Here is a 25349-nt window from a genome sequence, read left to right on the forward strand (position 1 = left end):
TCACAGGAATCCGAGCGTGAGGAAAGAACGACCGTGACCGAACAGGTGCACATCGCCATCGCCTTCGAGCGCGCCGGCTGGCATCCCGCCGCGTGGCGCGAGCCCACCGCGCGTCCCCGCGAGCTGACCTCGCCCGTCTATTGGCGCGATCTGCTGCGCACCGCCGACGACGCGGGCGTCGCGCTCGCGACGATCGAGGACGCCCTGTCGCTCCCCGACCGGTTCGAGCCGCTCGAGGGTCTGCGGCGCGACCGTGTGCGCGGCCGGCTGGACGCGGTGCTCATCGCCTCGTTCGTCGCACCGCTCACCCGCCGGATCGGTCTCGTCCCGACCGTCACCACGACGCACCCCGAGCCTTTCCACGTGGCGACCGGCATCCAGACCCTCGACTTCGCCAGCCGCGGCCGCGCCGGCGTGCGCCTGGTCGCCGGGGCGTCCGCCGCCGAACGGGCCAACTTCGGACGCCGGACGTCGGGCGTCGAGGCGCTCCCCGCCTCGGGCCGCGTCGAGGACTCCCCCGAGATCCTCGCGGCCTTCCGCGAGGCCGGTGAGTTCGCCGACGTCCTGTCGCGGCTGTGGGACTCGTGGCAGGACGACGCGATCATCCGGGATGCCGCGAGCGGCCGCTTCCTCGACGCCGACCGCGTGCACGACATCGAATTCGAGGGCGAGTTCTTCTCCGTCACCGGCGCCTCGATCGTGCCGCGGTCGCCGCAGGGCCGCCCCCTGCTCACGGTGCTCGCCCACCAGACGGTGCCCTACCGGCTCGCGGCCGAGCGCGCCGACCTCGTCTTCGTCACGCCGGACGAGGAGCGCCCCGGCTTCGCCCTCGACGGCATCCGTTCCGAGTTGGATGCCGCGGCCGACGAGCTGCGCACGGACGACGAGCGCCTGCGGGTCTACGCCGACCTGCTCGTCCTCATCGAAGACACCGAGGCCGCGGCGCGGAGCGCCCTGGCGCGCCTGGACGAGTTGGACGGTGCGCCGCTCACCTCGGATGCGCGCATCGTCGTGGGCACACCGGGCGATGTCGCCGACGCCGTGCGCGAGCTGGCCGCGGCCGGTGTCGACGGCGTGCGCCTTCGTCCTGCGCGGCAGCCCGCCGACGTCGTCGGGATCGCCGAGAAGGTCGTGCCGCTGCTGCGGTCCACGAGCACGCTGCGCGAGGACGACGGCGCCGGGACGCTGCGCTCGCGCCTCGACCTCGCCCGCCCCGAGAGCCGCTACGCCCGAGAGAAGGTCGCGCTGTGAGTCGCAGCATCCGTCAGATCCACCTCGCCGCCCACTTCCCCGGCGTCAACAGCACCACCGTCTGGACCGACCCGACGGCGGGCAGCCAGATCGACTTCGCGTCGTTCGAGCACTTCGCCGCGACGGCGGAGCGCGGGCTGTTCGACTACATCTTCCTGGCCGAGGGCCTGCGGCTGCGCGAGCACAAGGGCCGCATCCACGAGCTCGACGTCCTGGGCCGCCCCAACACGCTGTCGATCCTCGCGGCGGTGGCCGCCATCACCCGCCACGTGGGCATCGTGGGAACCCTGAACACCACGTTCAACGAGCCCTACGAGCTCGCTCGCGAGCTCGCGACGCTCGACCATCTGTCGGGCGGCCGCGCCGGCTGGAACGCCGTGACGAGCTCGGACGCCTTTCACGGCGCCAACTTCCGCCGGGGCGGGTACCTCGACCACGCCGACCGCTACGAGCGGGCGCGCGAGTTCGCCCAGCTCGCCAAGGAGCTGTGGGACTCGTGGCCCGAGGACGGTGTGCGAGCGGATGCCGCCGCCGGCGTCTTCCTCGACGACGGCCTGCCCGCACGCGTGCGCCACACCGGTCCGCAGTTCGACGTCGACGCACTGTTCGACGTGCCCCGCTCTCCGCAGGGGCGCCCCGTGATCGTGCAGGCCGGCGACTCCGCCGACGGCCGCACGTTCGGCGCCGAGCACGCCGAGGTCATCTTCTCGCTGCATCAGGAGTTCGAGGACGCCCGTGCGTTCTACGACGACGTCAAGGGCCGGCTCGCCGGCTACGGGCGCGACGAGGACTCGCTCAAGATCCTCCCGGCGGCGACCTTCGCCATCGGCGACACCGACGACGACGCGCGCGAGCGCGCCCGCGAGGTCGCGCTGCAGCAGATCCGTCCCGAGGTGGCGCTGACGTACGTCGAGCAGGTGTGGGGCCGCGACCTCACGGGCTACGACCCCGACGGACCGCTCCCGGATGTCGAGCCCGACACCGGTTCGGAGACCGCGCGAGGCTGGGCCAACCGGCACGCGGCGGTGCGGGCCCGGATCGCGAAGCTGCGCGAGCTGTCGGAGACCGAGGGGCTCAGCATCCGGGAGACCGTCATCCGGCTCACCGCGAACCCCACTTTCGTCGGCACGCCGGAGCGCATCGCGGCCGAGATCGATCGCTACGTGCAGGAGCGTGCCACCGACGGCTTCACGATCGTCGGGCACCTGACCCCGCACGGCCTCGACGAGTTCGCCGAGCGCGTCGTGCCGCTGCTGCAGGAGCGAGGGTCGTACCGCGAGTCCTACGAGGAGGGCGCCACGCTCCGCGACCTGCTCGCGCTTCCGGCGCCTCGGCTGACCGGGGCGCCGGCGGCCCCGGTGCTCGCGACGCGATGACCGGCCGCGCGCGCCTGCTGTTCGTCGGAGCCGGCCCTCGGGCGATCATGCTCCTCGAACGGGTGCTGGCGCGCGCCGACGAGCACACCGTGCTCGACATCGACCTCGTCGACCCGCATCCGCCCGGGGCGGGCCGCATCTGGCGGCACGCCCAGTCGCCGCTGCTGAAACTCAACTCGATGACGCGCGACGTCTCCGTGTTCACCGATGACAGCTGCACGATCGACGGGCCGGTGCGTCCCGGGCCCTCGCTCAGCGAGTGGCTCGAGCTCTGGCGCGCGGGCGGCCTGCCCGATGTCGAGCTCGACGAGCTGTCGGCAGCCGAGGCCCGCGCCCTGGACCCCGAGGGCTTCCCCACGCGCCGCCTGCACAGCCACTATCTCGACTGGTTCTTCCGTCGCACCGCGGCGAGCGCGCCGGCGGGCGTGACGATCCGGCTCCACGCCGACACCGTGACTTCGGTGCGGCGGCTCTCCGGGGGACGCCATGCCGTGGCGCTCGCGAGCGGTCGGGAGATCGTGACGGATGCCGTCGCCTACTGCCTCGGTCACACCGAGCGCGAGCCCGATCCGGCGTCAGCCGCCCTCGCCTCGGCCGCGGCCCGCGCCGGGCTCGTGTACGTGCCCCCCGCCTTCACCGCGGACGCCGACCTGTCGGCGCTCCCGGAGCAGGGCGACGTCATCGTGCGCGGGATGGGACTCGCGGCCGTCGATCTCGTCGTGCTCCTCACCCAGGGACGCGGCGGGCGCTTCGACCGGGACCGCGACGGCGCCCTGCGCTACCTGTCGTCGGGCCGGGAGCCGCGACTGCACCTCGGCTCGCGGCGCGGTGTGCCGTACCGCTCCAAGGTGACCTCGACGCTTCAGGGCGACGCGCCCTTGCGCGAGGTGCTCACGGCCGAGGCGATCGCCGACCTGCAGCACGCCGGACGGCCGCTCGACTTCGACCGCGACGCCTGGCCGCTCATCGCCGGGGAGCTCCTGCACGGCCACTATCGCGAGCTGTTCACGGGACACCCCGACCGCGTCGCCACCACCTGGGACGACTTCCGGCCGGTGCTGCAAGCGTACGCGTGGGACGACCCCGCGCTGCGGGAGGCCATCGCCGCCGTGGTGCCCGACCCCCTCGACCGGTTCGACGTCGCGGCGTTCGACCGCCCGTTCGCCGACGCGCAGTTCGCCGACGCCGAAGAGGTGCAGCGCCGCGTGCGCGCGCACATCGTCGACGACCTGCAGCTGCGCACGACGCAGGAGCGGAGCCCGGCCCAGGGGGTCTTCATCGCGGCGCTGCTGTCGTTCATGGCGCTGTCGGAGATCCCCAAGGAGCGCTGGAACGCGCGGTCGCGCGCGCACACTCTGCCCGTCCGCTGGCACACCTTCTTCAGCTACCTGGCGAGCGGCCCGCCGCCGCACCGGCTCGAGGAGCTGCTCGCCCTGGCCGATGCCGGCGTGGTGCGCTTCCTCGGCCCCGACGTCGACGTGTCGGTCGGTCCGCGCGGGTTCGCGGCATCCAGTCCCCGGGTGCCGGGTGAGACGGTCGCCGCTGCGCTCGTCGACGCGTGGCTGCCCGGCGCCGACGCCGCGCTGAGCACGGACGCCGCGCTGCGGGAGCTCGCGACCGTGCACGGCAGCGAGCTGCGCGTCACGGACGCCGAGCACGACGGCTCACTCGGCCGCGTGCGGGTGACCGATGACGGACGAGTGCTGAGCCCCGACGGCCCGCCCCACGACCTGCTGTTCGCGATCGGCCCGTTCACCTCGCAGACCGAGGCCGGCGCCTTCACCCGGCCGGCTGCGAACTCGCTCTCGCTGCGCCAGACCGACGTCGTCGCGGGGGCCATCGCCGCGCGCCTCGGCCTCGCCGTGCCCGTCGCCCCGTAGTCCGGCCTTTCCCGCCGTGGGCTCCCGGTCGTTGAGCGCAGGGCGCTGCAGTTTCCCGATAGTTCCCCTCCGGGGCCCGGAACATGACGCCGGATGACGGGGCGTGAACGACGGTGACCGACGTTCACGCTTCGTGACGCGGGCGGTCGAGGTCCGTCGACGGTCTCGGAGACGCTGAGGACACGAGCCCGGCACGCCCGCCGCGCCTCGCCCGACACAGCTTCTGGAGACCCATCATGTCGTTCACCCGACCCCGTACCGCCGCGCTCGCGGCGATCGGCGTCGTCGCGCTCGCGCTCACCGCGTGCGCGACCGGCGCCGGCGACGCCGCGCCCACCCCATCCGCCGAGGCGGAGCCGGTCACAGGCGGCAACCTCACCTTCGCGATCTCGGTCGACAGCCAGTGCATCGACCCCCAGCAGGTCGGCAACAACGACGCGATCGCCATCGCGCGGCAGACCGTGGCGTCGCTGACGATTCAGGACCCCGAGACCGGTGAGATCCTGCCGTGGCTGGCCACCGACTACGAGGTGAACGACGACGCCACGAGCTTCACTTTCACGCTGCAGGAGGGTCCCACCTACGCCGACGGCGAGCCCATCGACGCGGCATCCGTCAAGACGAACTTCGAGGCCATCCAGGCGCTCGGCGCGAAGGCGAGCCTCGGCTCGTCGTACCTCGCCGACCTCGAGAGCATCGAGGTGCCGGACGCGCAGACGGTCGTCGTCAACTTCTCCGAGCCGAGCGCGCAGTTCCTGCAGGCCACCTCGACCTTCTCGCTCGGCCTGCTGTCGCCGGCCACCGCCGCGGTGAGCCAGGCCGACCGCTGCCTCGGCGACTTCGTCGGCTCGGGTCCGTTCTCGGTGCAGAGCTACACACCCAACGAGGGCGCCGTGCTCGAGCGACGCGAGGGCTACGAGTGGGGGCCGTCGACGGCCGCGCACACCGGCGAGGCCTACCTCGACACCATCACCTACAAGGTCGTTCCCGAGTCGGGCAACCGCACGGGCAGCCTGCAGTCGGGTCAGATCGACGCCACCACGGGTATCGCGACGGCCGACGCCGTGCTGTTCGAGAGCGACGACTTCTGGTCGCTCAACCGCGCCAACCCCGGCTCGGTGTACAACCTCTACGCGAACCAGTCGACCGAGAAGCTCGCCGACGAGAACGTGCGGCTGGCGATCCAGAAGGGCATCGACCGCGAGCAGATCACAGCGACGCTGCTCGGCCCCGACGACGTGCCGGCCGTGTCGCCGCTCGCCTCGTCGACCCCCTACTTCGCCGACCTGAGCGATGTGCTCGAGTACGACCCCGAGGCCGCGGCCGACCTGCTCGAGGAGTCGGGCTGGACCGAGGGCGAGGACGGCATCCGCGAGAAGGACGGCGAGAAGCTGAGCTTCCACGTCACCTACTGGCAGTCGCCGAAGGAGGTGCTCGAGCTCGTGCAGCAGCAGCTGCGCCAGATCGGCGTCGACCTGCAGCTGACCTTCGCGAGCATCGCCGACGTGCAGGCGGCGAACGCCGACGGCACGTACGACTTCTCGTACGGCAACCTGACGCGGGCCGATCCCGACGTGCTGCGCACGGTGTTCTCGGTGAGCGGGACCAACAACGCGACCAAGCGCACAGAACCCGCCGAGATCGACGAGCTGCTCGATGAGCAGGCCGCGATCATCGACCCGGCCGAGCGTCAGAAGGTCGTCGACGAGGCGGCGGAGCTGCTGATCACCGGCGGCTACTCGATCCCGATCTACCAGCTGTCGACCACCATCACGGCGGCGTCGAAGGTGCAGGGTCTCGGCTTCGAGGCGTCCAGCCGCCTGGACTTCTACGACGCCTGGATCGCCGAGTAGGAACCGCACGAAGAGCGAGGATGAGGAGCGAGATCATGTGGGGCAGATACATCGCCCGGAGGATCGGGCAGGGTCTGGTGGTCCTGTGGGCCGCGTACACGATCTCGTTCCTCATCCTGTACCTCCTGCCGGGCGACGCCGCGACGCTGTTCGCGGGCGGCGGCGACCAGGAGGCCATCGACCCCGAGCTCGTGGCGCAGCTGCGCAGCGAGCTCGGTCTCGACCGCCCGCTGTGGGAGCAGTACCTCGTCGCCCTGGGCAAGGCGCTGACGGGCGACTTCGGCGTGTCGACGCAGACCGGGCGTCCGGCCTCCGATCTCCTCCTCGAATCGCTGCCGCCCACGCTCGCGCTGACGGCGTTCGCCTTCGTGCTGTCGGTCGTGTTCGGCATCGTCCTCGCGCTGTCGGCGTCACTCGCCCGCGCGCAGTGGCTGCGGAACCTGCTGTCGTCGCTCCCGCCGCTGGGCGTCTCGATCCCGGTGTTCTGGATCGGCCTCCTGCTGCTCCAGGCGTTCTCGTTCCGCATCCGCGTGTTCCCGTCGATGGGCAACGAGGGTTTCGAGAGCCTGGTGCTGCCGGCGATCACGATCGCGATCCCCTCGGGCGCCTTCATCGCCCAGCTGCTGTCACGCAGCCTGCGCTCCACCCTCGCCCAGCCGTACGTCGAGATCGTGCGCGCCAAGGGGGCGAGCGAGCGCCGCGTGCAGCTCGGCCACGCGTTCCGCAACGCGGCGATCCCCTCGCTCACGATGGTCGGGGTGCTCATCGGCGGACTGCTCTCGGGCGCCGTCGTGACCGAGACCGTGTTCTCGCGCCTCGGCATCGGACGCCTCGTCGTCACCGCGGTCAACAACCGCGACGTGCCCGTGGTGCAGACGGTGGTCGTGTTCGCCGCCCTCGTGTTCGTGGTCGCCAACCTCGTCGTCGACCTCGTGTATCCCCTCATCGACCGCCGCATCACGCTCGCCCGCACGGCGTTCGTCGCAGCCTGAAAGGAGCAGTCATGACCGTCGACAACGTCCTCGCTCCCCCGCGCACCCTCGAGCCGCACGACCCCTACATCGAGTCGATCGTCGACCCCGACGCCGACCCGTCGGGCAGCCCGCACGCGGCGCAGCTGGACGAGGAGCGGACGGATGCCGCGTCCCCCCGCTCCGCACTCACGCCGGTCGTCGCCGTGCTGAAGCAGCCCACGCTGGTGGCGTCGATCCTCGTGCTCGCGCTCGTCACGCTGTGGGCGCTGGTGCCGTCGTGGTTCACGGCCTGGGACCCGATCGTCGGTGTCCCTCAGGACCGCCTGCTGCCGCCCAGCCCCGAGCACCTCTTCGGCACCGACAACCTCGGCCGCGACCTCTACGCCCGCGTCGTCTACGGCTCGGCGACCTCGCTCGCTGCGACCTCGGTCGCCGTCATCGTCGGTCTCGCGGTGGGGTCGCTGTTCGGCCTGCTCGCCGGATTCCTCCGCGGCTTCGTCGACGACGCGATCATGCGCTTCATGGACGTGCTGCTCGCGATCCCCAGCCTGCTGCTCTCGCTCGCGCTCATCACGGCGCTCGGCTTCGGCACGCTCAACGTCGCGATCGCCGTCGGACTGGCGAGCATCGCCTCGTTCTCCCGCGTCATGCGCGCAGAGGTGCTGCAGATCGCCACCGCCGTCTACGTCGAGGCCGCGCACGTGTCGGGCGTGCGCTGGTACACGGTGCTGCGCCGGCACGTGCTGCCGAACGCGTCCGGACCCGTCGTCGCCCTCGCCGCCCTCGAGTTCGGCGTCATGGTGCTCGCCATCTCGTCGCTGTCGTTCCTCGGCTTCGGCGCCCCGCCGCCCACCCCGGAGTGGGGCTCGCTCGTCGCGGGCGGCCGCGACTACCTCGCTGTCGCGTGGTGGCTCACGACGTTCCCCGGCCTCGTGATCGTCGCGGTCGTGCTGTCGGCCAACCGCATCTCGCGCGCCCTCGAGCGCAATGGAGGAATCCGATGACCGCGCTGCTGGAGGTCTCGAACCTGTCCGTCTCGTACGCACTCGCGGGCGAATCGCGCCCGGCCGTCCGCGACGTGAGCTTCACCGTCGACCGCGGCGAGGTGGTCGCCATCGTCGGCGAGTCGGGCTCGGGCAAGAGCACGACCGCCCACGCGGTGATCCATCTCCTCGCCGCGAACGCGGCGGTGGACGCCGGCTCGATCGTCTTCGACGGCACCGACCTCACCGGGCTCTCGCGCCGTGCCTGGCGCGAGGTGCGCGGACGCGCGATCGGGCTCATCCCGCAGGACCCGACGACGAGCCTCAACCCGGTCAAGCGCGTGGGCCGCCAGGTGGGCGAGCCGCTCGTGATCCACGGCCTCGCCACCCGGCGCGGCGCCGACGCCCAAGCCGTCGAGCTGCTGCGCCTGGCCGGCATCGGCGAGCCCGAGGCCCGTGCCAAGCAGTTCCCGCACCAGTTCTCGGGGGGCATGAAGCAGCGCGCGCTGATCGCGACGGCGCTGGCGGCCGAGCCCCGGCTGGTGATCGCCGACGAGCCCACCAGCGCTCTCGACGTGACGGTGCAGAAGCAGATCCTCGACCACATCGACACGCTGGCCTCGACTCTCGGCACCGCCGTGCTGCTCATCACGCACGACCTGGGCGTCGCGGCCGACCGCGCCGACCGCATCATCGTGATGCAGAACGGCGAGATCGTCGAGACCGGCGCGGCGCGCCAGGTGCTGCAGGATCCGCAGCATCCGTACACCCGGTCGCTCATCGCTGCGGCGCCCGGCCTGCGCGGCGATACCTTGCGGGTCTCCGAGCGACCGCTTCGGACGGAGACGGATGCTGCGACCCCGCCGCTCCTGGAGGTCACGGGTCTCCGCAAGGAGTTCCCCCTCCCCGGCCGCGAGAAGCTCCTCGCCGTCGACGACGTGACGTTCCGCGTCGACCGCGGCGAGACGCTCGCGATCGTCGGTGAGTCCGGATCGGGCAAGAGCACGACGGCGCGACTTGCACTGCGGCTGGAGAAGCCGACGGCAGGCGCGATCCGCTTCGACGGCACCGACCTCGTCGCGGCGAGCCGGGAAGAGCTGCGCGCGCTCCGCCGGCGTTTCCAGCTCGTCTACCAGAGCCCTTTCGCGTCGCTGGACCCCCGGTTCACCATCGCGGAGGTGATCGACGAGCCGCTGCGCGCGTTCGGGGTCGACAAGGCCGAGCGGACGCGGCGCGTGCGCGAGCTCATCGACCAGGTGGCGTTGCCCGCGAGCACCGGCGCGCGGCGCCCCGCCGAGCTCTCGGGCGGGCAGCGTCAGCGCGTGGCCATCGCCCGCGCCCTCGCGCTGCGCCCCGACCTCGTCGTGCTGGATGAGGCGGTGTCGGCGCTCGATGTCTCGGTGCAGGCGCAGATCCTCGATCTGCTGTCGGCGGTGCAGCGCGACGTGGGGGTGTCGTACCTCTTCATCAGTCATGACCTCGCCGTGGTCCGCGAGATCTCCGATCGCGTGGCCGTGATGCAGCACGGCCGGATCGTCGAACAGGGGCCCACCTCGCAGGTGCTGCGTGCGCCTCGGGAGGAGTACACGCGGCGGCTCATCGAGGCCATCCCGGGCTCGACGCTCTCGGCACCTGCGCTCGCGGGCGGAGCGGTCGCGTGAGCGGGCGGCGCATCGCCGCACAGGGGTTCCACTCCCCGGGCTCGCTGGCCCGGCAGACGACCGAGCTGCTGCAAGAGCTGATCCGCAACGCGGCCGTCAACGACGGCACGCCCGACTCCGGTCACGAGCACCTCCAGGTGCGCACGCTGCAGCGCTTCTTCGAGGGCTCCGGACTCGACGGCGTCGTCGTCGAGCCGCATGTGGGCCGCGCGTCCCTCATCATCCGCATCGAGGGCACCGACCCCTCGGCGCCGTCGCTGGCCCTCGTCGGGCACACCGACGTCGTGCCGGTCGAACCGTCGGGCTGGTCGCGCGACCCGTTCGCCGCAGAGATCGTCGACGGCGTGCTCTGGGGCCGCGGCGCGATCGACATGCTCAACCTCACCGCCGCGTACGCCGTCGTGACCCGTGCCATCGCGACCGGAACCTTCCGTCCGCGGGGCGACCTCATCTTCGCCGCTGTCGCCGACGAGGAGAACGGCAGCCGCTTCGGTGTCGACTGGTTGACCGAGCACCGCCTCGACCTCATCGACGCCGACTACGTGCTCACCGAGTCGGGCGGAGCGCACGCCGGCTCGCAGCCGCATCTCGGCGTCATGGTCGGCGAGAAGGGCGGCGCCGGCCGGCTGCTCCGCGTGACCGGTGCGCCCGGTCACGGCTCCGCGCCCTGGGGCTCGCGCAACGCCGCGGTCATCGCGGCGGAGGCGGTGACCCGCCTCGCGCGACACCGCGGCACCACTGTGATCACCCCGCAATGGCGCGCGTACGCCGAGGCGCTCGACCTCGACCCCGAGACCCGCTCCGCACTGACCGATGCCGACCTGTTCTACGACGGCCTGCCGCACCTCGGCGCGCTCGAAGGGTTCGCGCACGCCTCGACGCACACGACGATCTCACCGACGATCCTCCGCGCGGGCGAGAAGGGCAACGTCATCCCGGGCACCGCCACCGTGCAGCTCGACATCCGCATCCTGCCCGATGTCACGCGCGAGGACGTCGAAGGCCTCATCCGCGACGCGCTCGGCGACCTCATCGAGCACATCGAGATCGAGGGCGACTGGTTCGGCGAGTCGACCGCCTCCCCCATCGACACGCCCCTGTTCCACGCGCTCGGCAGCGCGGTGCGCCGCGCCTACCCGTCTGCCGAGCTGCTGCCGATGCTCGGGGTCGGCGGCACCGACGGGCGCTTCTTCCGCCGTCGCGGTGTTCCGGCATACGGATTCGGCGTGCTCAGCGAGCGCTGGGACTACGGCACCTTCCGCCGCCTCTTCCACGGCAACGACGAGCGCATCGACCTCGACTCGATCGCCCTCACCGTCGACGCCCTCGATCACGCCGTGCGCACGTTCCACGCCGACACGAGCACGGCGACGCGCACCCGTGTCGCCGAGCGGGCGACCGCCTGACCGCGGCGGCCGCGCGGGGCGCGGCCGCCAGATCGAGCAGCGAACTCGCGAGCGTACCGAAATCATCCGTTCCCCCATCCACCGCACCGAGGAGCACTCATGACCACCACCCTCAACACCGACATCGACCGCGCGCAGTTCGGGCGCGACTGGGAGGACTGGCACCGCTCACATGAGACGCGGCGCGCCGACTCCCTCGGCTTCTTCGCGATCACCGGGCTGCACTGGCTCGGCGCGGACGCGATCATCCTGCCGGGTGCGCCCGGCACCTGGCGCCTCGGCGCCGACGGCGTCGTCGTCGATCTCGCCGACGGCGAGAGTCTGACGCTCGACGGCGCGACGATCACCGGCACGCACGCGTTCGGCGCGATCGCCGAGCGAGGCAGCGTCAGCCCCGCCTTCACGGACGGCGAGGTGGCCGGCGCGGTCGAGATCGCGATCCGCGGCGGGCACACGATCCTTCGCCCGCGCCGCGCCGACCACCCGTTCCTGGCGGAGTACGCGGGCACCCCGACGTACGTGCCGAACCCCCGCTGGCGCGTCGCGGCGCGCTTCCGTCCGTTCGATGCGCCCGTCCCGACCGAGGTCGGCGCGGCGGTCGACGGGCTCACCCACGTGTACGACGCGCCGGGTGTGCTGGAGTTCTCGTGGCGCGGCGAGGAGTTCGCGCTCACGGCGTTCGAGGGCAAGGCGCCAGGCTCGCTCCTGGTGCTGTTCACCGACGCGACGAGCGGGCTCACCACGTACGCCGCGAACCGCTCGGTCGGGATCGACGCGCCGGACGCCGACGGCTGGACGACCATCGACTTCAACCGCGCCGTGAACCTCCCCTGCGCCTACACCGACTTCGCCACGTGCCCGCTGCCGCCGGAAGGCAACCGCCTCCCGGTCGGCATCGAGGCGGGCGAGAAGACGCCGCTCGCGCGCGTGACCTCGAGCGCCGAGCTGGTCGCACCGGGGGTGGCCGCATGAGATTCCAGCTGCTCGACATCGTCCCCTACCGCGCCGACCCGATCAGCGGGCACCAGGTCTCGCCCGCAGATCGCCTCGCCGAGACCCTGCAGCAGGCGGTCCGCGCCGAAGAGCTCGGACTCGATGCCGTCGCCATCGGCGAGCGCCACGCCGGGCACTTCATCTCCTCGTCGCCGACGGTGCTCCTGGGTGCGATCGCGGCGCAGACGCGCCGCATCCGTCTCAATTCCGGGGTCACCGTGCTCTCGGTGCTGGATCCGGTGCGCGTCGCCGAGGACTACGCGACCATCGACCAGCTCTCGGGCGGGCGCCTGGACATCACGATCGGCAAGGGCAACGAGGTCGCCCAGTTCCCGCTGTTCGGGCTCGACATCGACGACCAGTGGGAGCTGCTCGCCGAGAAGTACGAGCTGCTGCGGACGCTCTGGCGCGAGGAGGACGTCACGTGGCCGGGCACCGAGTTCACGCGACCGCTCTCCGGAGTGACCACGCTGCCGCGGCCGTTCGCCGGCGCGCCCCGGGTGTGGCACGGGTCGGCGACGACGCTCTTCTCGGCGGGCCTGGCCGCCCGCTTCGGCGACCCGCTGTTCAGTGCGAACGCGATCCAGCCGCTCGAGAACTACGGCGTGCTCGTCGATCACTACCGCGCCGAGTACGCGCGGCACGGGCACGACCCGGCCGCGGCGTTCGTCGCGGCCGGTTCGGGGGCCCTCTTCATCGCCGACACGACGCAGGAGGCCATCGCGCAGTTCGGCCCGGTGTACAACGCGATCGTCGCCGCCACCAACGTGCCGGGGAACAACACCCCCTTCCGCGACATCGAGCACGCCGTCGCCGAAGGTCCGGCGCTCGTCGGCACGCCGCAGCAGGTGATCGACAAGATCGCGCGGTTCCACGGCCGGCTCGGGCACGATCTGCAGTCGATCAGCCTTCCCACGACGGTGCCGTTCGCGCAGCAGCTCGGGATCCTGGAGCGGTTCGCGCTCGAGGTCGCGCCGGTGCTGCGGCGGGAGTTCCCGACGACGCTGTGGACGGATGCCGACCCGCTCGGTCAGCGCACGGCCGAGCTCGCCGCGGTGTGAGCCGGGCGGGTTCGTGACGAGTCAGGGCGCGGGCTCCGCGCGGCGATCCCGCGCGCGGCCCGCGCTCTGGGCGTGTCTGGCGGCGGGCTTCGCGACGCTGTTCGACGCTGTCGTCATCACCTACGCGGCGCCCGCAGTGAGCGCATCGCTCGGCGGCTCGACCGCGGGCGTGCAGTGGCTGCTGGCGTCGTTCTCGCTGACGTTCGGACTCGGGCTCATCCCGTCGGGCCGCCTCGGCGACGTGTACGGGCGCCGGCTGCTGTTCCTCGTAGGGCTCGGGATCTTCCTCGTCGGCGGCATCGCGGCGGTGGTCGCGCCGACGATCGGGGTGCTCGTGGCAGCGCGATTCGTGCAGGGTCTCGGCGCCGGCGTCATCAGCGCGCAGGTGCTCGGCGCGATCCAGGACCTCTTCACCGGGAGGTCGCGGCTGAGCGCCCTCGCCGCGTACACCGCCGTCGGGGGGCTTGCCGGCGTGCTCGGCCCGGTCATCGCCGCCGCCCTGCTCGGGGTGTTCGCGGCCGACACCGCGTGGCGCCTCGTGCTGCTGACACCGTTGCCCCTGGTGGTCGCCGCCTTCGTGCTCGGATGGCGAGGGATGCCGGGGCCCCGCGCTCGTTCGGAGGCCTCACGTCGCGTATGGCTCGATCTGCCCGGGATCGTGCTGCTCTGCCTCGTCGTGGTCGCACTGACGCTGCCGGTCGTGGAGCCGGGACTCTCGGGTCTTTCGGGTCTGGCGGTGGCCGGCGTGGCCGTGGCGCTGGGCCTGGTGCTGGTGGTGTGGGAGCGCCGCTATGCGCGGCGCGGCGGCCTGCCGCTCTTCGCACCCGCGCTCGTGCGCTCGCGCGGCTTCGTCGTGGGGAACGTCGTGGCGCTTCTCTGGTTCGGCAGCGGCATGGCGGCGGGATCGGCGGTGACCCTCTACTTCCTGCAGTCGCCGGCGCTGTCGGCGCTGGTGATCGCGCTCGTCTTCGCCCCCGGTGCGTTGGCGCGCTTAGGAGGCTCGCTGTTCAGTCTTCGAGTGGTGGGGCGATTCGGGGCTCCGAAGACCGTGTGGCTGGGTCTCGGGCTGCAGGCGGCGCTGTTCGCCGGGCTCGCGGTGGCCGCCCCGCTCCTGCCGGGCGGCGTGCTGTTCGTCGTGGCGGCGGTCGCCCAGATCGGGTTGGGCATCGGCGGCGGCCTCGTCGAGCCGGTGGTGCGCGCCACCACGCTCTCGTTCGCGCCGGCCGAGCTGCACGGCGTCGCCGCCTCCTTCCTGCAGCTCACGCAGCGACTGGCCGCCACGTTCCTGGTGGCCCTGGCCACCGGCATCCTTCTCACGTCCTCCGGTGCGTCGACCACCGCGACCCTGCAGGCCGCGCTGGTGACCTGTGCGGTGGGCTCGGCCGTGGCGCTGGTCGCGTCCGCGGATCCCGCGTTCCGGCGGGCGGGGACGCGGAACGAGGTGCATGATCCGCGTGGATCGCATGCTCTCGCCGAGAGTGCACGATCCCCGCGGGCGTAGCGTGTCACCTCGGCGGGAGCACACGATGTCGACGAGTGGCGCGGGGCAGGTCAGCGGTCAGTCGATGCGCGCCGCAGATCCCGTGACGACGATCCCGCCGGTGTCAGGGACGTCCACCGTCAGCTCGCTCGGGCGGCCGACGTGGCTTCCCTGGAGGATCACGAGGCGCGCCGGCGTCTGGACCACCTGGGTGGCGCGCAGGTAACCACCGGTCGCCGCCGCGGCGGCACCCGTCGCGGGATCCTCGATGATGGGCCCGACCGGGAAGACGTTGCGGGCGTGCCACCGGTCGGCGCGTTCGGGCCAGAGGACGATCATGGTCGCGGGCCAGCCCCGCGCGTCCAGCACCGCCCGCGCACGCACCGGATCGATCCTGAAGTCGTCGAACCGCTCCCGGTCGGCGACCACGACGAGCGGATGCCAGTTGCCGCCGAACGCCTGCGCGGGCGGATAGGCCGGGTGCAGGTCGCCGTCCGACAGCCCGACCGACGAGAGCACATCGCGCAGAGCGTCCGCCGGCAACGGCGCGGTGCCGGGCTCGACGCTCGTGAAGGACACCCGCCGGCCGCCCGTGCCGGACTCGGTGACGATGTCGACGACCCCCACGGGCGTCTCGAAAGAGAGCGGGCCGTCGCCCTCGACCTCCCCGATCGCGGCCGCTGCCGCGACGGTGGCGTGACCGCAGAACGGCACCTCGGCGAGCGGCGAGAAGTAGCGGATGCGGTGCCGACCGCCCTCGCCGGCGACCACGAACGCCGTTTCGGCGTACCCGAGGTCTGCGGCGATGCCGAGCATCGCAGCATCCGTGAGTCCATCCGCGTCCAGCACGACGCCGGCGGGGTTCCCGCCCGCGGGGTCGGAGGAGAACGCCGTCCATCTCTGGATGTCGATCGAGGTCATCCGGTCACGATAGGTCACCCGGGCGCGCCCCGGTCGCCACGGGCCGACCGATTCCTGCCGATCAGCGGCAGGGCGGTGGCAGGATGGCGCACCTGTTCGGACTTTCGGTGAGCCGGCCCGACGTCACTCCCTGCCGAGCTCACCCGGGTTCGTGAGCCGCCACGCGTCCGTCGGCGGGACGATCGTGCCGTCGATCTCGATCGGGACCGTCACCGTGTTCGGCCCCGCGGTCCACGTGATGCTCCCCACCTCTTCGCCGTCCGTGTAGGTCTCGGGCGTGGTCGTCGTCATCTCCACCGTGATCGGGGTGTCGGACCACGTGAAGATCGTCATGTCGTCCGAGACGACGATCTGCGCCGCCGAGCCCCACGGCGTCATGATCGTGCCGACCTGCTGATCGCGTGTGGCGACCGGCACCTCGTGGAACCCGGCACGGATGCTGTCGATCAGCCTCATCACGTCGTGGTTCACGTTCGCGCGCGTCATTCCACCGAGCACCACGCCGGTCACGTTGAGCGGCTGCGCGGTTCCGACGGGGACGGATGCTGTGAACAGCAGGTTGTAGGTGCCCTCGCCGAGGTTCCCCGTCTTGAGGCCGGTGATCCCGTTGCTCCCGAGAAGGTCGTTGGTGTTCACCATGCGGCCCGGACCGGGCAGCGAGAGGGACGACGTCGCGGCGATGCTCGCGATGACCGGGTTCGCGGCGGCGAGCTTGCCGAGGGCGATGAGGTCGGCCGGGGTGCTGGTGTTGCGCGCGTCGAGTCCGGTGGGCTCGACGGTCGTCGTGCCGGTGAGGCCGTTCGCCGCGAGCCAGCGCTGCGCAGCCCCTCGGAAGGCGCCCTGCGAGCCGAACGCCCACGTCGAGACGGCCTCCGCGTAGTTGCTCGCCGAGGGGATGAGCATCGTCGCGAGCGCGTCGTGGAGCGACATCGAGCTTCCGGTCGGCATCGCGGCGATCGTCGCGCCGCGCACGTAGTACTGGTCGTAGAGGTCGTGGTCGGCCTTGCTGAAGGTGATCGTCGGACCCGGATCCGCGGCATCCGCCAGGGGATGGCGATCGAGGATCACGAGTGCCGTGATGATCTTCGTGATGCTCGCGATCGAGCGTGCTTCGCCCGTCCCGCTGGTCGCCCAGATGCCGCTCGCCTGCGCCCCGAGGTACTCATCGCCACCGGCGACCGCGATCGCCGAGGCGCCGGTGGACGGCAGCGCGACAGCGGCAGCCGCAGGAACCGTCACGGGCGGCTCGTGCGTCTGGACGAGGGGCGCGCTCACCGGTGCCGTCAGCGCCCACCACACGTACCCGCCGGGAACGGCGAGCAGCACGACGAGCACGATCGCGGTCACGATCAGCCCGATGCGCCGGCGGCGGCGGCGCACCTGCGGGTCCACCCATCCGCGCCCCAGGATCTCCCGCTCGTCGCTCAGCAGCTCGGTGAGGTCGGAGAACTCATCGGTGGGCTGCTGCGGCGTCGAAATGGAAGGCTCCCCTCGTGATGCTGAACCCCATCATGCATCACTGAGACTCCCCGTCCCACCGGTAGCTCAGCCGCGAGAAACCACATCCGCGAAGACAAACCGCGTCCGGGATGGTTTCTCCCGCGGACCGCGGTTCTCATGAGCCTCACACCGGCGGCGCGAGCTCCTTCTCGAAGCACTGCGAGAACCCGAACGCCCGGTAGGGCTCGAAGATGGGGATCGGGCGGTAGCCGATCCGTTCGTAGAGCACCACCGCGTCGTGCTGACGGTCACCCGTCTGCAGGATCAGACGGCGCGCGCCGCGGTCGCGCGCGAGGCGCTCGAGCTCGCCCATCAGCGCGCGGCTCACGCCCGTGCCGCGGGCGCGCGCCTTCACGAAAACCCGCTTCACCTCGAGGTCGCGCGTGCCGTCGTGGACCAGATCACGCAGCGCGGCGTGACCGACCGCGTCGCCGGTGGAGTCCACCGCCAGCACCGTCGCCACGATCGTGCCGGGGTCGACGGCGAAGGTGCGCCGAGCCTCTTCCGCAGCGGCGGGTGCGGCATCCTCGAGCCGATCCGCGTAGCGGGGCGACACCTCTGCGTCCATCTCCGCGCGCAGCGCCTCGGCGCGCGGGTCGTCCCACGCGACGGCCTGGAGCGTCCACGGCTGCGCGTCCGTCAGCCCGGCCGCAGGCTCAGGCTCGGGCTCGGGCGCGAGGTCGTAGCCGAACGACAGCAGCTCGATGAACCGGCCCGGCTGCACCTCCCGCAGCCCCTCACGCTCGGGCAGACGCCGGAAGCCGAGCTTCGCATAGAGCGCGTGCGCGCCGGTCATCTCGGGGCCGCTGTTCATCACGACGCGATGCGACCCGCGCGTGCGGGCGAGCTCGATGACATGCGTCGTCAGGGCGACGCCGATGCCGCGGCCGCGGGCAGCCGGTGCCACGGCCAGCTGCCGGAAGTCCGTCTCCCCCGGTCGGGCCACCTGAGCCAGCGGCCGGTTCGGCCGCGCCACCCACACGGTGCCGAGGATGTCGCCCGATGAGTCCACCGCGACCCACACGTCGCCCGACCGCACCCGTGAGGCGACGTCGCGCAGCGAGGCGACGTACTCGTCGGAGAGTGCGCCGTAGCTGCGGACGTACGCCTCGGCGGTCACCTCCCCCGCCCGTTCGTACTCCTCGGTGCGGACGAGGCGGATGGTGAAGCCGTCGGACACGGATGCCGCGCCCCCGGCCACGTCAGTGGTCACGGCCGCGGATCCCGCGCTCACGCGAGCACCCCCGCCGGCGCGACCTGCCGCTCGCGCCCGCGCGCCGCGGTGATCCCCCACGCGTCGGCCAGGAGGGCGTACGAGCGCTCTCGGTCACGCGGGTCGTGCGTGATCGTGGTGACCAGCAGCTCGTCGGCGCCGGTGACACGCTGCAGCGTCTCCAGCCGCTCGACGACCGTGTCGGCCGCGCCGACGAACTGGGTCTCGACGCGGTCGCGCACCACTTCGAATTCGTCGTGCGAGAGCGGGTTGACGCTCGCATCGAGCGGCGTCGGGAACGGGACGGCCCCTCGGCCGGCGCGGATGCTGTGCACCCATCGACCGTAACCCGCCGCGAGGCGGCGGGCTTCGGCATCCGTATCGGCGACGACCACGTCCACCGACACGACGACGCGCGGCTCTGTGATGCGACCGGGGCGGAACGACGCCCGGTACGCGGCGACGGCATCGAGGATGAAGGCGGGCGCGACGTGGTAGTTCGCCCCGAACGGCAGGCCGAGCTCACCCGCGAGACGAGCGCTGGGCCCGGCCGTCGAGCCGTGGATCCAGACGGTGATATCGGCGCCCTCGGCGGGAGTGGCGTGGATCGGCACGCTCCCCGGCGCACAGTAGGTGCCGTCGATGAAGGCGAGGATGTCGGCCACGTCCTGCTCGAACCGGTCGGCGTCGTCGGCGGTGCGTCCGAGCAGACCCGCCGGCACGGCGAACCGCTCGGAGTCGAACGCGAAGGGCCGCGGGCGCGGCAGGAGCAGTCCGTCGACGACCCGCTGCTCGGCCGCCCCCTCGAGCACCGGGGTCTGCGGTGCGCCGCGGGTGCCGGAGCGCCCGATACCGAGGTCGACGCGTCCGGGGTGCAGTGCGGCCAGGACGCCCGCGGCCTCGGCGACCTGGACGGGCAAGTAGTTCCCGATGATGGTCGCCGCCGTCCCGATGCGGATGCGCTCGGTCGCAGCGGCGATCGCCGGGAGCAGCACATGCGGGGCGGAGCCCGACAGCCCCGGATTGAAGTGGTGCTCGGCGAGCCAGTAGCGGTGATAGCCGAGCTGCTCGGCGTGACGGGCGAGCGCGATCGATGCGCGCAGCCCGTCGGCGGGCGTGCGCCCCTCTCCGAACGGCGACAGGTCGAGGACGGAGAGGGGGACGCGCGGCATGAGGGCTCCTGGAGTGTGGGAGGGAAAGGAGCCGGGCCCGCTCGTGGCGGACCCGGCCCCGAGGTTCGTGCGATCAGGACTTCGGAAGCCCCGCGGGGTTGATCTCGCTCTCGTCGATGCGCTCCGACGAGAGGTCCCAGATCTCGAGCACCTCGTCGTACTGACCGTTCTCGATCAGGTAGTTGAGCGCGATGCCGACAGGCTCGATCAGGCCGTTGCCCTTGGCGGTGGCGGCCGCGATGTTCGCCGTCAGCGGCCAGCCGCCGGGCACGAGGCCGACGAGCTTGGTGTCGCCGGTCTCGCGCGCGGCCCACGCGGAGGTCGCGTTCGGGCCGAACGTCGCGTCGATGCGGCCGGACTGCAGCGCGAGCACGGTCGCGGCGTTGTCGTCGAAGTACTGCAGCTCCGCCGGCTCCTCGCCGGCGGCCTCGAGCTCCTCGTTCCAGGCGAGCAGCACCTGCTCCTGGTTGGTGCCCGAGCCGACCGCGATCTTGAGACCGGTGATGTCGGCGGCCTCCTCGATCTTCTCGATGTCGCTGTCGCTCTTGACGTAGAAGCCGAGCAGGTCTTCGCGGTAGCTGGCGAAGTCGTAGAGCTCTTTGCGCTCCTCGGTCACAGTGACGTTCGAGGTGATGAGGTCGTACTTGCCCGACTGGATGCCGAGGGGCCAGTCGGCCCACGCGACCACGACGGGGTTGTACTCGAGGCCGAGCGCGTCGGCGATGAGCGCGCCGATGTTCGGTTCGGTGCCGGCCGGGTTCGTCTCGCCCTCGGGGATGTAGCCCAGCGGCGGGACGTAGGCGGAGTGCGCCACGGTGAGCTTGCCCGGCTCGACCGGCTCGAAGCCGCTCGCCTCGAGCGCCTCGACGGCCTCCGCGACGGGCTCGTCGAGACGCACCCACTGGATCTCGTCGGTGGTGACGTTCGCCGACTCCTCGGTCGCCGCGGGAGCCGCTGCGGCCTCCGCCGGCTGGTTCTGGTTCACGCCCCAGGCGATGCCGCCCACGATCGCGGCCACCGCGACGACGCCGACGCCGATCGCGATGCCCTGCTTCTTGCTGACTGCCATGTGATTGCTTCCTTTTCTCGGGTGAGGACTCGGTGTCGAGATCTCGGTTTCAGGCCAGGACCTTCGCGAGGAAGTCCTGGACGCGGGGGTGCTCCGGGTGCACGAGCACCTCGGAGGGCGGTCCTTGCTCGATGACGACGCCGCCGTCGAGGAATACGACGCGGTCGGCGACCTCTCGGGCGAACCCGACCTCGTGGGTGACGATGACGAGCGTCGTGCCCAGCTGCGCGAGATCGCGGATGACGTCGAGCACCTCGCCCACGAGCTCGGGGTCGAGGGCGCTGGTCGGCTCGTCGAACAGGATGACCTTGGGCTTGAGGGCCAGCGCCCGTGCGATCGCGACCCGCTGCTGCTGGCCCCCCGACAGCTGCCGGGGGTAGTGCTCCGCCTTGTCGGCGAGACCGACGCGGTCGAGGAGTCCCAGCGCGAGCTCACGGGCGTCGTCCTTCGACAGCCGCCCGAGCGCGACGGGCGCCTCGGTGATGTTCTCGAGCGCCGTCAGATGCGGGAAGAGGTTGAAGTTCTGGAAGACGATGCCGATCTGCGTCCGGCGCTCCAGCACTTCGCGCTCGCGCAGCTCGTAGAGCTTCTCGCCGCGCAGCTCGTAGCCGATCAGCTGACCGTCGACGGTGACCGAGCCGCGGTCGACGCTCTCCAGGTGGTTGATCGTGCGCAGGAGCGTCGACTTGCCCGAGCCGCTCGGGCCGAGGATCGCGACCACCTCGCCCGGCTGGACGGTGAGGTCGATGCCGCGGAGCACCTCGACCCCGCCGTAGCTCTTGTGCACGTTGTGGATCTCGACGAGCCCCGTGGTGGAGGTCTCGGTGATGGTGGTGCTCATGTCAGCGTCCTCCTGCGTACTTGGCGTCGTTGCTCGACCCCTGCTGTGCCGCGGTGGGCAGGGGCGCGGCATCCTTCCCCTCCAACGGAGGAGGCGAGGAGTCGCTGTCGCCGAGGCGCGCCCACTGCACCGCGAGCCAGTGGCGCGCCCGCTGCACGGGCGTCGGCGGCAGCACGCGCACGGTGCCGCGGGCGTAGTGCCGCTCGATGTAGTACTGCGCGATGCTCAGGATCGTGGTGATGATCGTGTACCAGACCACCGCGACCAGGAGCAGCGGGATCACCCGGCTGTTGCGGTTGTAGATCACCTGCACGGCGTAGAACACCTCGGGGATCGCGATCACGAACACGACCGATGCGCCCTTGACGAGACCGATCACCTCGTTGGTGGCGTTCGGGACGATCGAGCGCATCGCCTGGGGCAGGACGATCCGCGTCAGACGACGGCGGGGAGGGATGCCGAGGGCCGCGGCCGCCTCGAGCTGGCCCTGGTCCACCGACAGCAGGCCACCGCGGATGATCTCCGCCGAGTACGCGGCCTGGTTGAGGCTGAGGCCCAGGATCGCGGCGGCGAACGCGCTGATCAGCTGCACCGTCGGGAACTCGACGATCCAGAAGTCCGTCGTGAACGGGGTGCCGAGGCCGAGGGTCGGATACAGGTAGCCGAGGTTGTACCAGACGATGATCTGCACGACGAGGGGCACCGAGCGGAAGAACCAGATGAACACCCAGGCCGCCGAGTTCAGCAGCGGCGACTTCGCGAGGCGGGCCAGCGCCAGCAGCGTGCCCAGGAAGAAGCCGATGGTCGCCGAGATCACGGTGAGCGCCAGCGTGATGCCCACGCCCTGCAGCACCGGCTCCGAAAGGAAGTAGTGGGCGAAGACGTCCCACTCGTAGTTCTCGTTCGTGACCAGCGACCACGCGAACTGGGCGACGACGAACAGCACGACGACGCCGATCGACCACCGGAACCAGTGACGGGTGTGGACGACGCGGAGATCGCCGAGGTCGACGCGCGACGAGCCGACCGGCGACGGCGGCGCGGCGTCGGCGGCGCCTGCCCGGCGCGGAAGGGTGTCGGTCATGAGGTGCTCCTCGGTCGGCGGCGCGGAGGTTCAGGGGTGCAGGGGTGGTGCGCCGGTACGAGGACGCTAGGCCGCTGAGCCCCGGTCTCCGAGCCGCCGACGCCGTCGGGCGACACGGATCGTGACGGTGTGACACGCGGCGTCACACGGCGGAATCCCGCGACGCACTGCGCCCGGCGGGAGGGCGACGACCTACGTTTGCTCGCATGTCCGATACCCCGTTCGCCGTCGCCCTCGAGCTGGACGCCGACGGCGCCCACCCCGCGGCTCCGTCCGTTTCCGGCCCCCGCTCGCCACGCCGTGCGACCGCCCGCGCCCAGACCGCCGAGCGCTTCGGCTTCACCGCCGTGACGTTCGACGACGCACCGCTTCCCGCCGGCGACGTGGCGCGTCTGGACGCCGTGCAGCGCGCCGCGTTCGCAGCCGCTGTCACGTCGGCCATCGGGCTGGTCCCGGTCGCGCACGTCGCGTACAGCGAGCCGTTCCATGTGGCGACGCAGCTCGCGAGCTTGGACTGGGCATCGAACGGCCGCGCCGGCTGGATCGCCGCGGCCTCGGGAACGGCCGCCGAGGCCGCGGCGTACGGCCGCGAGGCCCTCTCGGACGATGAGCTGCGCCGCGAGCGCGACGATGTCATCGAGGTCGCCCGTCTGCTCTGGGACTCGTGGGAGGACGACGCGGTCATCCAGGACGCCTCGACCGGCCGCTACCTCGACGCCGACAGGCTGCACTACGTCGACTTCGAGGGCGCGAGCTTCTCGGTCAAGGGCCCGCTGATCACGCCCCGACCGCCGCAGGGCCAGCTCGTGGTCGTGGCCCCCGCGGGCACGGCCGGCGCGGATGTCGCGCTGGTGTCGGGCGCCGACATCGCAGAGATCGCGGATGCCGCTGCCCGCGCGCGTGCAGGGGGCGCGGCGCGCGTCTGGGCCGAGGTCGAGGTCGTCCTCGACGCGCGAGGCGTGTCGGCGGCTCGCCGGCTGGATGCCCTCGGCCCCTGGCCCGGGAGCGGTCGCCTGCGCTACGAGGGCGACGCGCCCGGTCTGGTCGCGCTGCTGTCGGGGCTCGCCGGCGCCGGGAGCACGGCGGCGGCGTCCGCATCATCCGTCGACGGGGTGAGGCTGCGTGTCGCCGAGCTCGACGTCGATCTCGAAGAACTCGGCCGCGCGGTGCTGCCCGTGCTGCGGGACCGGATCGGGTTCCGCTCGCCGAGGCCGGGCGGCACCCTCCGCGGCGCGCTCGGTCTCGAGCGCCCCGCCAGCCGCTACGCCTCTGCCCCCGTCCGCGCCACCGTGAAGGAGCTCGCATGACCACGTCCCGTCGCATCCAGTTCGGCGTCTTCTTCCAGGGGGTGAACTTCGGCACCATCTGGTCGAGCGACCGCAGCGGATCGCAGTACGACTTCGAGTCCTTCCGCCGCATCGCGCAGACGGCCGAGCGGGGCCTGTTCTCGGCGTTCTTCCTCGGCGAGGGACTGCGCCTGCGCGAGCACTTCGGGCGCATCCACGACCTCGACGTCGCGGGGCGTCCGGACGCGCAGACGCAGCTGGCCGCCCTCGCCGCCGTCACGGAGCGCATCGGCCTGGTCGCGACACAGAACACGACCTACAACGACCCGTACGACCTCGCGAAGCGCCTCAACTCGCTCGACCTGCTCAGCGAGGGACGCGCGGGCTGGAACGTCGTCACGACCGACAACGCGTGGACCGGCGCGAACTTCCGTCGGGGCGGCTATCTGGACCACGCCGATCGCTATCGCCGGGCGGCGCAGTTCGTGGCCGCGGCGCAGCGGCTGTGGGATGCCGGTGCCGACGGCGTCGGCACCCCCGTGTCGGTGACCGATCCGCTGGTGTCGTTCGAGGCTCCGGCGCCGCTGCCGCCGAGCGGGCAGGGACGGCCGGTGCTGTTCCAGGCCGGTGACTCCGACGAGGGACGCGAGTTCGCGGCATCCACCGCCGACGTCATCTTCTCCGCGCACCCGGGCCTGGAGGAGGCGATCTCGTTCGCCGCCGACCTGCGCCGTCGTCTGCCGGCGCACGGGCGCGGGGTGGATGAGCTCAAGTTCTTCCCGGGTGCGCAGTTCATCCTGGCGGCGACCGACGCCGAGGCCCGCGAGAAGGCCGAGTGGGTGACCCGCGCGCAGGTGTCGCCGCAGACGGCGATCCGTTTCCTCGAGCCCATCTGGGGCCGCGACCTCTCGGAGTACGACGCCGAGGGGCCGTTCCCCGAGATCGACCCGGTCGTGGACGAGGTCGACGGGCAGCGGGGGTCGCTGTTCCAGGGCCGCCGGGCGGTCGAGACGGCGCGCGAGTGGCGCGAGAGCGCGGCCGCGGAGGGTCTCTCGATCCGCGAGTTCGTGATCAGGCGGTCGTCGCTGCGCACCTTCGTGGGCGGGTACTCGACGATCGCGGATCGGATCGTCGAGTACGTGGACGCTCGCGCCGTGGACGGGTTCAACGTCTCGCCCTATCTGGTGCCGGAAGGCCTCGACGACATCGTCGATGGGCTGATCCCCGAGCTTCAGGAGCGCGGTGTCTACCCGACCGAGTACCCGGGCTCGACGCTGCGCGAGAATCTCGGGCTGCCGGCGCTCGGGGAACGCGCTGAGGATGAGCTCGCGGCCTGATCGACGGC

At 71.9% G+C, this 25349-nt stretch carries 20 protein-coding genes; 13 read left to right on the forward strand and 7 right to left on the reverse strand.

The features are described 5' to 3' along the window. Positions 1 to 33 precede the first annotated feature (33 nt). From R8Z57_RS03070 to R8Z57_RS03120, 11 genes are all read left to right on the forward strand, one after another. Positions 34 to 1251 (forward strand): LLM class flavin-dependent oxidoreductase, encoded by a 1218-nt coding sequence (locus R8Z57_RS03070; RefSeq protein ID WP_318352276.1) that lies wholly within the window; start codon positions 34 to 36, stop codon positions 1249 to 1251. Next, entirely contained in the window at positions 1248 to 2627 is a 1380-nt protein-coding gene (locus tag R8Z57_RS03075; protein ID WP_318352277.1) for an NtaA/DmoA family FMN-dependent monooxygenase, read from the forward strand. Before R8Z57_RS03070 ends, R8Z57_RS03075 begins: the two co-directional genes overlap by 4 nt. Next, a complete protein-coding gene (locus R8Z57_RS03080; protein WP_318352278.1) occupies positions 2624 to 4507 on the forward strand; it encodes an FAD/NAD(P)-binding protein in 1884 nt (627 codons plus the stop codon). Before R8Z57_RS03075 ends, R8Z57_RS03080 begins: the two co-directional genes overlap by 4 nt. Before the next feature lie 236 nt (positions 4508 to 4743). Further along, positions 4744 to 6360 carry an ABC transporter substrate-binding protein gene (locus tag R8Z57_RS03085; protein ID WP_318352279.1) on the forward strand — a complete coding sequence of 539 codons (1617 nt, stop codon included), beginning with the start codon at positions 4744 to 4746 and terminating at the stop codon, positions 6358 to 6360. Positions 6361 to 6395: 35 nt separating this feature from the next. Next, positions 6396 to 7352, forward strand: coding sequence for an ABC transporter permease (locus R8Z57_RS03090; RefSeq protein WP_318352280.1), 957 nt, complete (start codon positions 6396 to 6398; stop codon positions 7350 to 7352). 11 nt (positions 7353 to 7363) lie between these two features. Continuing rightward, entirely contained in the window at positions 7364 to 8338 is a 975-nt protein-coding gene (locus tag R8Z57_RS03095) for an ABC transporter permease (RefSeq protein ID WP_318352281.1), read from the forward strand. Continuing rightward, positions 8335 to 9978 carry an ABC transporter ATP-binding protein gene (locus R8Z57_RS03100; RefSeq protein ID WP_318352282.1) on the forward strand — a complete coding sequence of 548 codons (1644 nt, stop codon included), beginning with the start codon at positions 8335 to 8337 and terminating at the stop codon, positions 9976 to 9978. Before R8Z57_RS03095 ends, R8Z57_RS03100 begins: the two co-directional genes overlap by 4 nt. Then, a complete protein-coding gene (locus tag R8Z57_RS03105) occupies positions 9975 to 11384 on the forward strand; it encodes a M20/M25/M40 family metallo-hydrolase (protein ID WP_318352283.1) in 1410 nt (469 codons plus the stop codon). The genes R8Z57_RS03100 and R8Z57_RS03105 overlap by 4 nt, the downstream gene beginning before the upstream one ends. Positions 11385 to 11483: 99 nt before the next feature. Beyond that, a complete protein-coding gene (locus R8Z57_RS03110) occupies positions 11484 to 12356 on the forward strand; it encodes a DUF1684 domain-containing protein (RefSeq protein WP_318352284.1) in 873 nt (290 codons plus the stop codon). Then, a complete protein-coding gene (locus R8Z57_RS03115) occupies positions 12353 to 13438 on the forward strand; it encodes an LLM class flavin-dependent oxidoreductase (RefSeq protein ID WP_318352285.1) in 1086 nt (361 codons plus the stop codon). Before R8Z57_RS03110 ends, R8Z57_RS03115 begins: the two co-directional genes overlap by 4 nt. A 13-nt stretch (positions 13439 to 13451) precedes the next feature. Beyond that, positions 13452 to 14939 (forward strand): MFS transporter, encoded by a 1488-nt coding sequence (locus tag R8Z57_RS03120; RefSeq protein ID WP_318352286.1) that lies wholly within the window; start codon positions 13452 to 13454, stop codon positions 14937 to 14939. Positions 14940 to 14996: 57 nt separating this feature from the next. Here the strand turns inward: R8Z57_RS03120 and R8Z57_RS03125 are convergent, their stop codons facing one another. From R8Z57_RS03125 to R8Z57_RS03155, 7 genes are all read right to left on the reverse strand, one after another. Next, complete coding sequence (locus R8Z57_RS03125) at positions 14997 to 15839, reverse strand: PhzF family phenazine biosynthesis isomerase (protein WP_318352287.1); 843 nt, start codon at positions 15837 to 15839, stop codon at positions 14997 to 14999. Between the two features lie 123 nt (positions 15840 to 15962). Then, positions 15963 to 17231 (reverse strand): D-alanyl-D-alanine carboxypeptidase, encoded by a 1269-nt coding sequence (locus R8Z57_RS03130; RefSeq protein ID WP_318352288.1) that lies wholly within the window; start codon positions 17229 to 17231, stop codon positions 15963 to 15965. Positions 17232 to 17463: 232 nt separating this feature from the next. Further along, positions 17464 to 18552 (reverse strand): GNAT family N-acetyltransferase, encoded by a 1089-nt coding sequence (locus tag R8Z57_RS03135; protein ID WP_318352289.1) that lies wholly within the window; start codon positions 18550 to 18552, stop codon positions 17464 to 17466. 17 nt (positions 18553 to 18569) lie between these two features. Next, complete coding sequence (locus R8Z57_RS03140) at positions 18570 to 19724, reverse strand: LLM class flavin-dependent oxidoreductase (RefSeq protein WP_318352290.1); 1155 nt, start codon at positions 19722 to 19724, stop codon at positions 18570 to 18572. 73 nt (positions 19725 to 19797) lie between these two features. Next, positions 19798 to 20793: an ABC transporter substrate-binding protein gene (locus tag R8Z57_RS03145; RefSeq protein ID WP_318352291.1), complete on the reverse strand. Its 996-nt coding sequence runs from the start codon at positions 20791 to 20793 to the stop codon at positions 19798 to 19800. Positions 20794 to 20842: 49 nt separating this feature from the next. Continuing rightward, entirely contained in the window at positions 20843 to 21634 is a 792-nt protein-coding gene (locus tag R8Z57_RS03150) for an amino acid ABC transporter ATP-binding protein (RefSeq protein WP_318352292.1), read from the reverse strand. Position 21635: 1 nt separating this feature from the next. Further along, a complete protein-coding gene (locus tag R8Z57_RS03155) occupies positions 21636 to 22718 on the reverse strand; it encodes an amino acid ABC transporter permease (RefSeq protein WP_318352293.1) in 1083 nt (360 codons plus the stop codon). Positions 22719 to 22924: 206 nt separating this feature from the next. On the opposite strand from R8Z57_RS03155, the gene R8Z57_RS03160 reads away from it, so the two are divergent. Then, on the forward strand, positions 22925 to 24025 hold the full coding sequence (locus tag R8Z57_RS03160; RefSeq protein ID WP_318352294.1) for an LLM class flavin-dependent oxidoreductase: 1101 nt from the start codon (positions 22925 to 22927) through the stop codon (positions 24023 to 24025). Continuing rightward, positions 24022 to 25341, forward strand: coding sequence for an LLM class flavin-dependent oxidoreductase (locus R8Z57_RS03165; RefSeq protein WP_318352295.1), 1320 nt, complete (start codon positions 24022 to 24024; stop codon positions 25339 to 25341). The genes R8Z57_RS03160 and R8Z57_RS03165 overlap by 4 nt, the downstream gene beginning before the upstream one ends. Positions 25342 to 25349 lie beyond the last annotated feature (8 nt).

Source organism: Microbacterium sp. M3 (assembly GCF_033548675.1).
GTDB lineage: Bacteria > Actinomycetota > Actinomycetes > Actinomycetales > Microbacteriaceae > Microbacterium > Microbacterium arthrosphaerae.

Bases quoted from the DNA above. Each gene is read 5' to 3' on its own strand.
- R8Z57_RS03155 (WP_318352293.1), bottom strand. From the start codon at position 22,718: ATGACCGACACCCTTCCGCGCCGGGCAGGCGCCGCCGACGCCGCGCCG.
- R8Z57_RS03080 (WP_318352278.1), top strand. From the start codon at position 2,624: ATGACCGGCCGCGCGCGCCTGCTGTTCGTCGGAGCCGGCCCTCGGGCG.
- R8Z57_RS03145 (WP_318352291.1), bottom strand. From the start codon at position 20,793: ATGGCAGTCAGCAAGAAGCAGGGCATCGCGATCGGCGTCGGCGTCGTC.
- R8Z57_RS03160 (WP_318352294.1), top strand. From the start codon at position 22,925: ATGTCCGATACCCCGTTCGCCGTCGCCCTCGAGCTGGACGCCGACGGC.
- R8Z57_RS03165 (WP_318352295.1), top strand. From the start codon at position 24,022: ATGACCACGTCCCGTCGCATCCAGTTCGGCGTCTTCTTCCAGGGGGTG.
- R8Z57_RS03140 (WP_318352290.1), bottom strand. From the start codon at position 19,724: ATGCCGCGCGTCCCCCTCTCCGTCCTCGACCTGTCGCCGTTCGGAGAG.
- R8Z57_RS03090 (WP_318352280.1), top strand. From the start codon at position 6,396: ATGTGGGGCAGATACATCGCCCGGAGGATCGGGCAGGGTCTGGTGGTC.
- R8Z57_RS03100 (WP_318352282.1), top strand. From the start codon at position 8,335: ATGACCGCGCTGCTGGAGGTCTCGAACCTGTCCGTCTCGTACGCACTC.
- R8Z57_RS03085 (WP_318352279.1), top strand. From the start codon at position 4,744: ATGTCGTTCACCCGACCCCGTACCGCCGCGCTCGCGGCGATCGGCGTC.
- R8Z57_RS03150 (WP_318352292.1), bottom strand. From the start codon at position 21,634: ATGAGCACCACCATCACCGAGACCTCCACCACGGGGCTCGTCGAGATC.
- R8Z57_RS03110 (WP_318352284.1), top strand. From the start codon at position 11,484: ATGACCACCACCCTCAACACCGACATCGACCGCGCGCAGTTCGGGCGC.
- R8Z57_RS03095 (WP_318352281.1), top strand. From the start codon at position 7,364: ATGACCGTCGACAACGTCCTCGCTCCCCCGCGCACCCTCGAGCCGCAC.
- R8Z57_RS03115 (WP_318352285.1), top strand. From the start codon at position 12,353: ATGAGATTCCAGCTGCTCGACATCGTCCCCTACCGCGCCGACCCGATC.
- R8Z57_RS03125 (WP_318352287.1), bottom strand. From the start codon at position 15,839: ATGACCTCGATCGACATCCAGAGATGGACGGCGTTCTCCTCCGACCCC.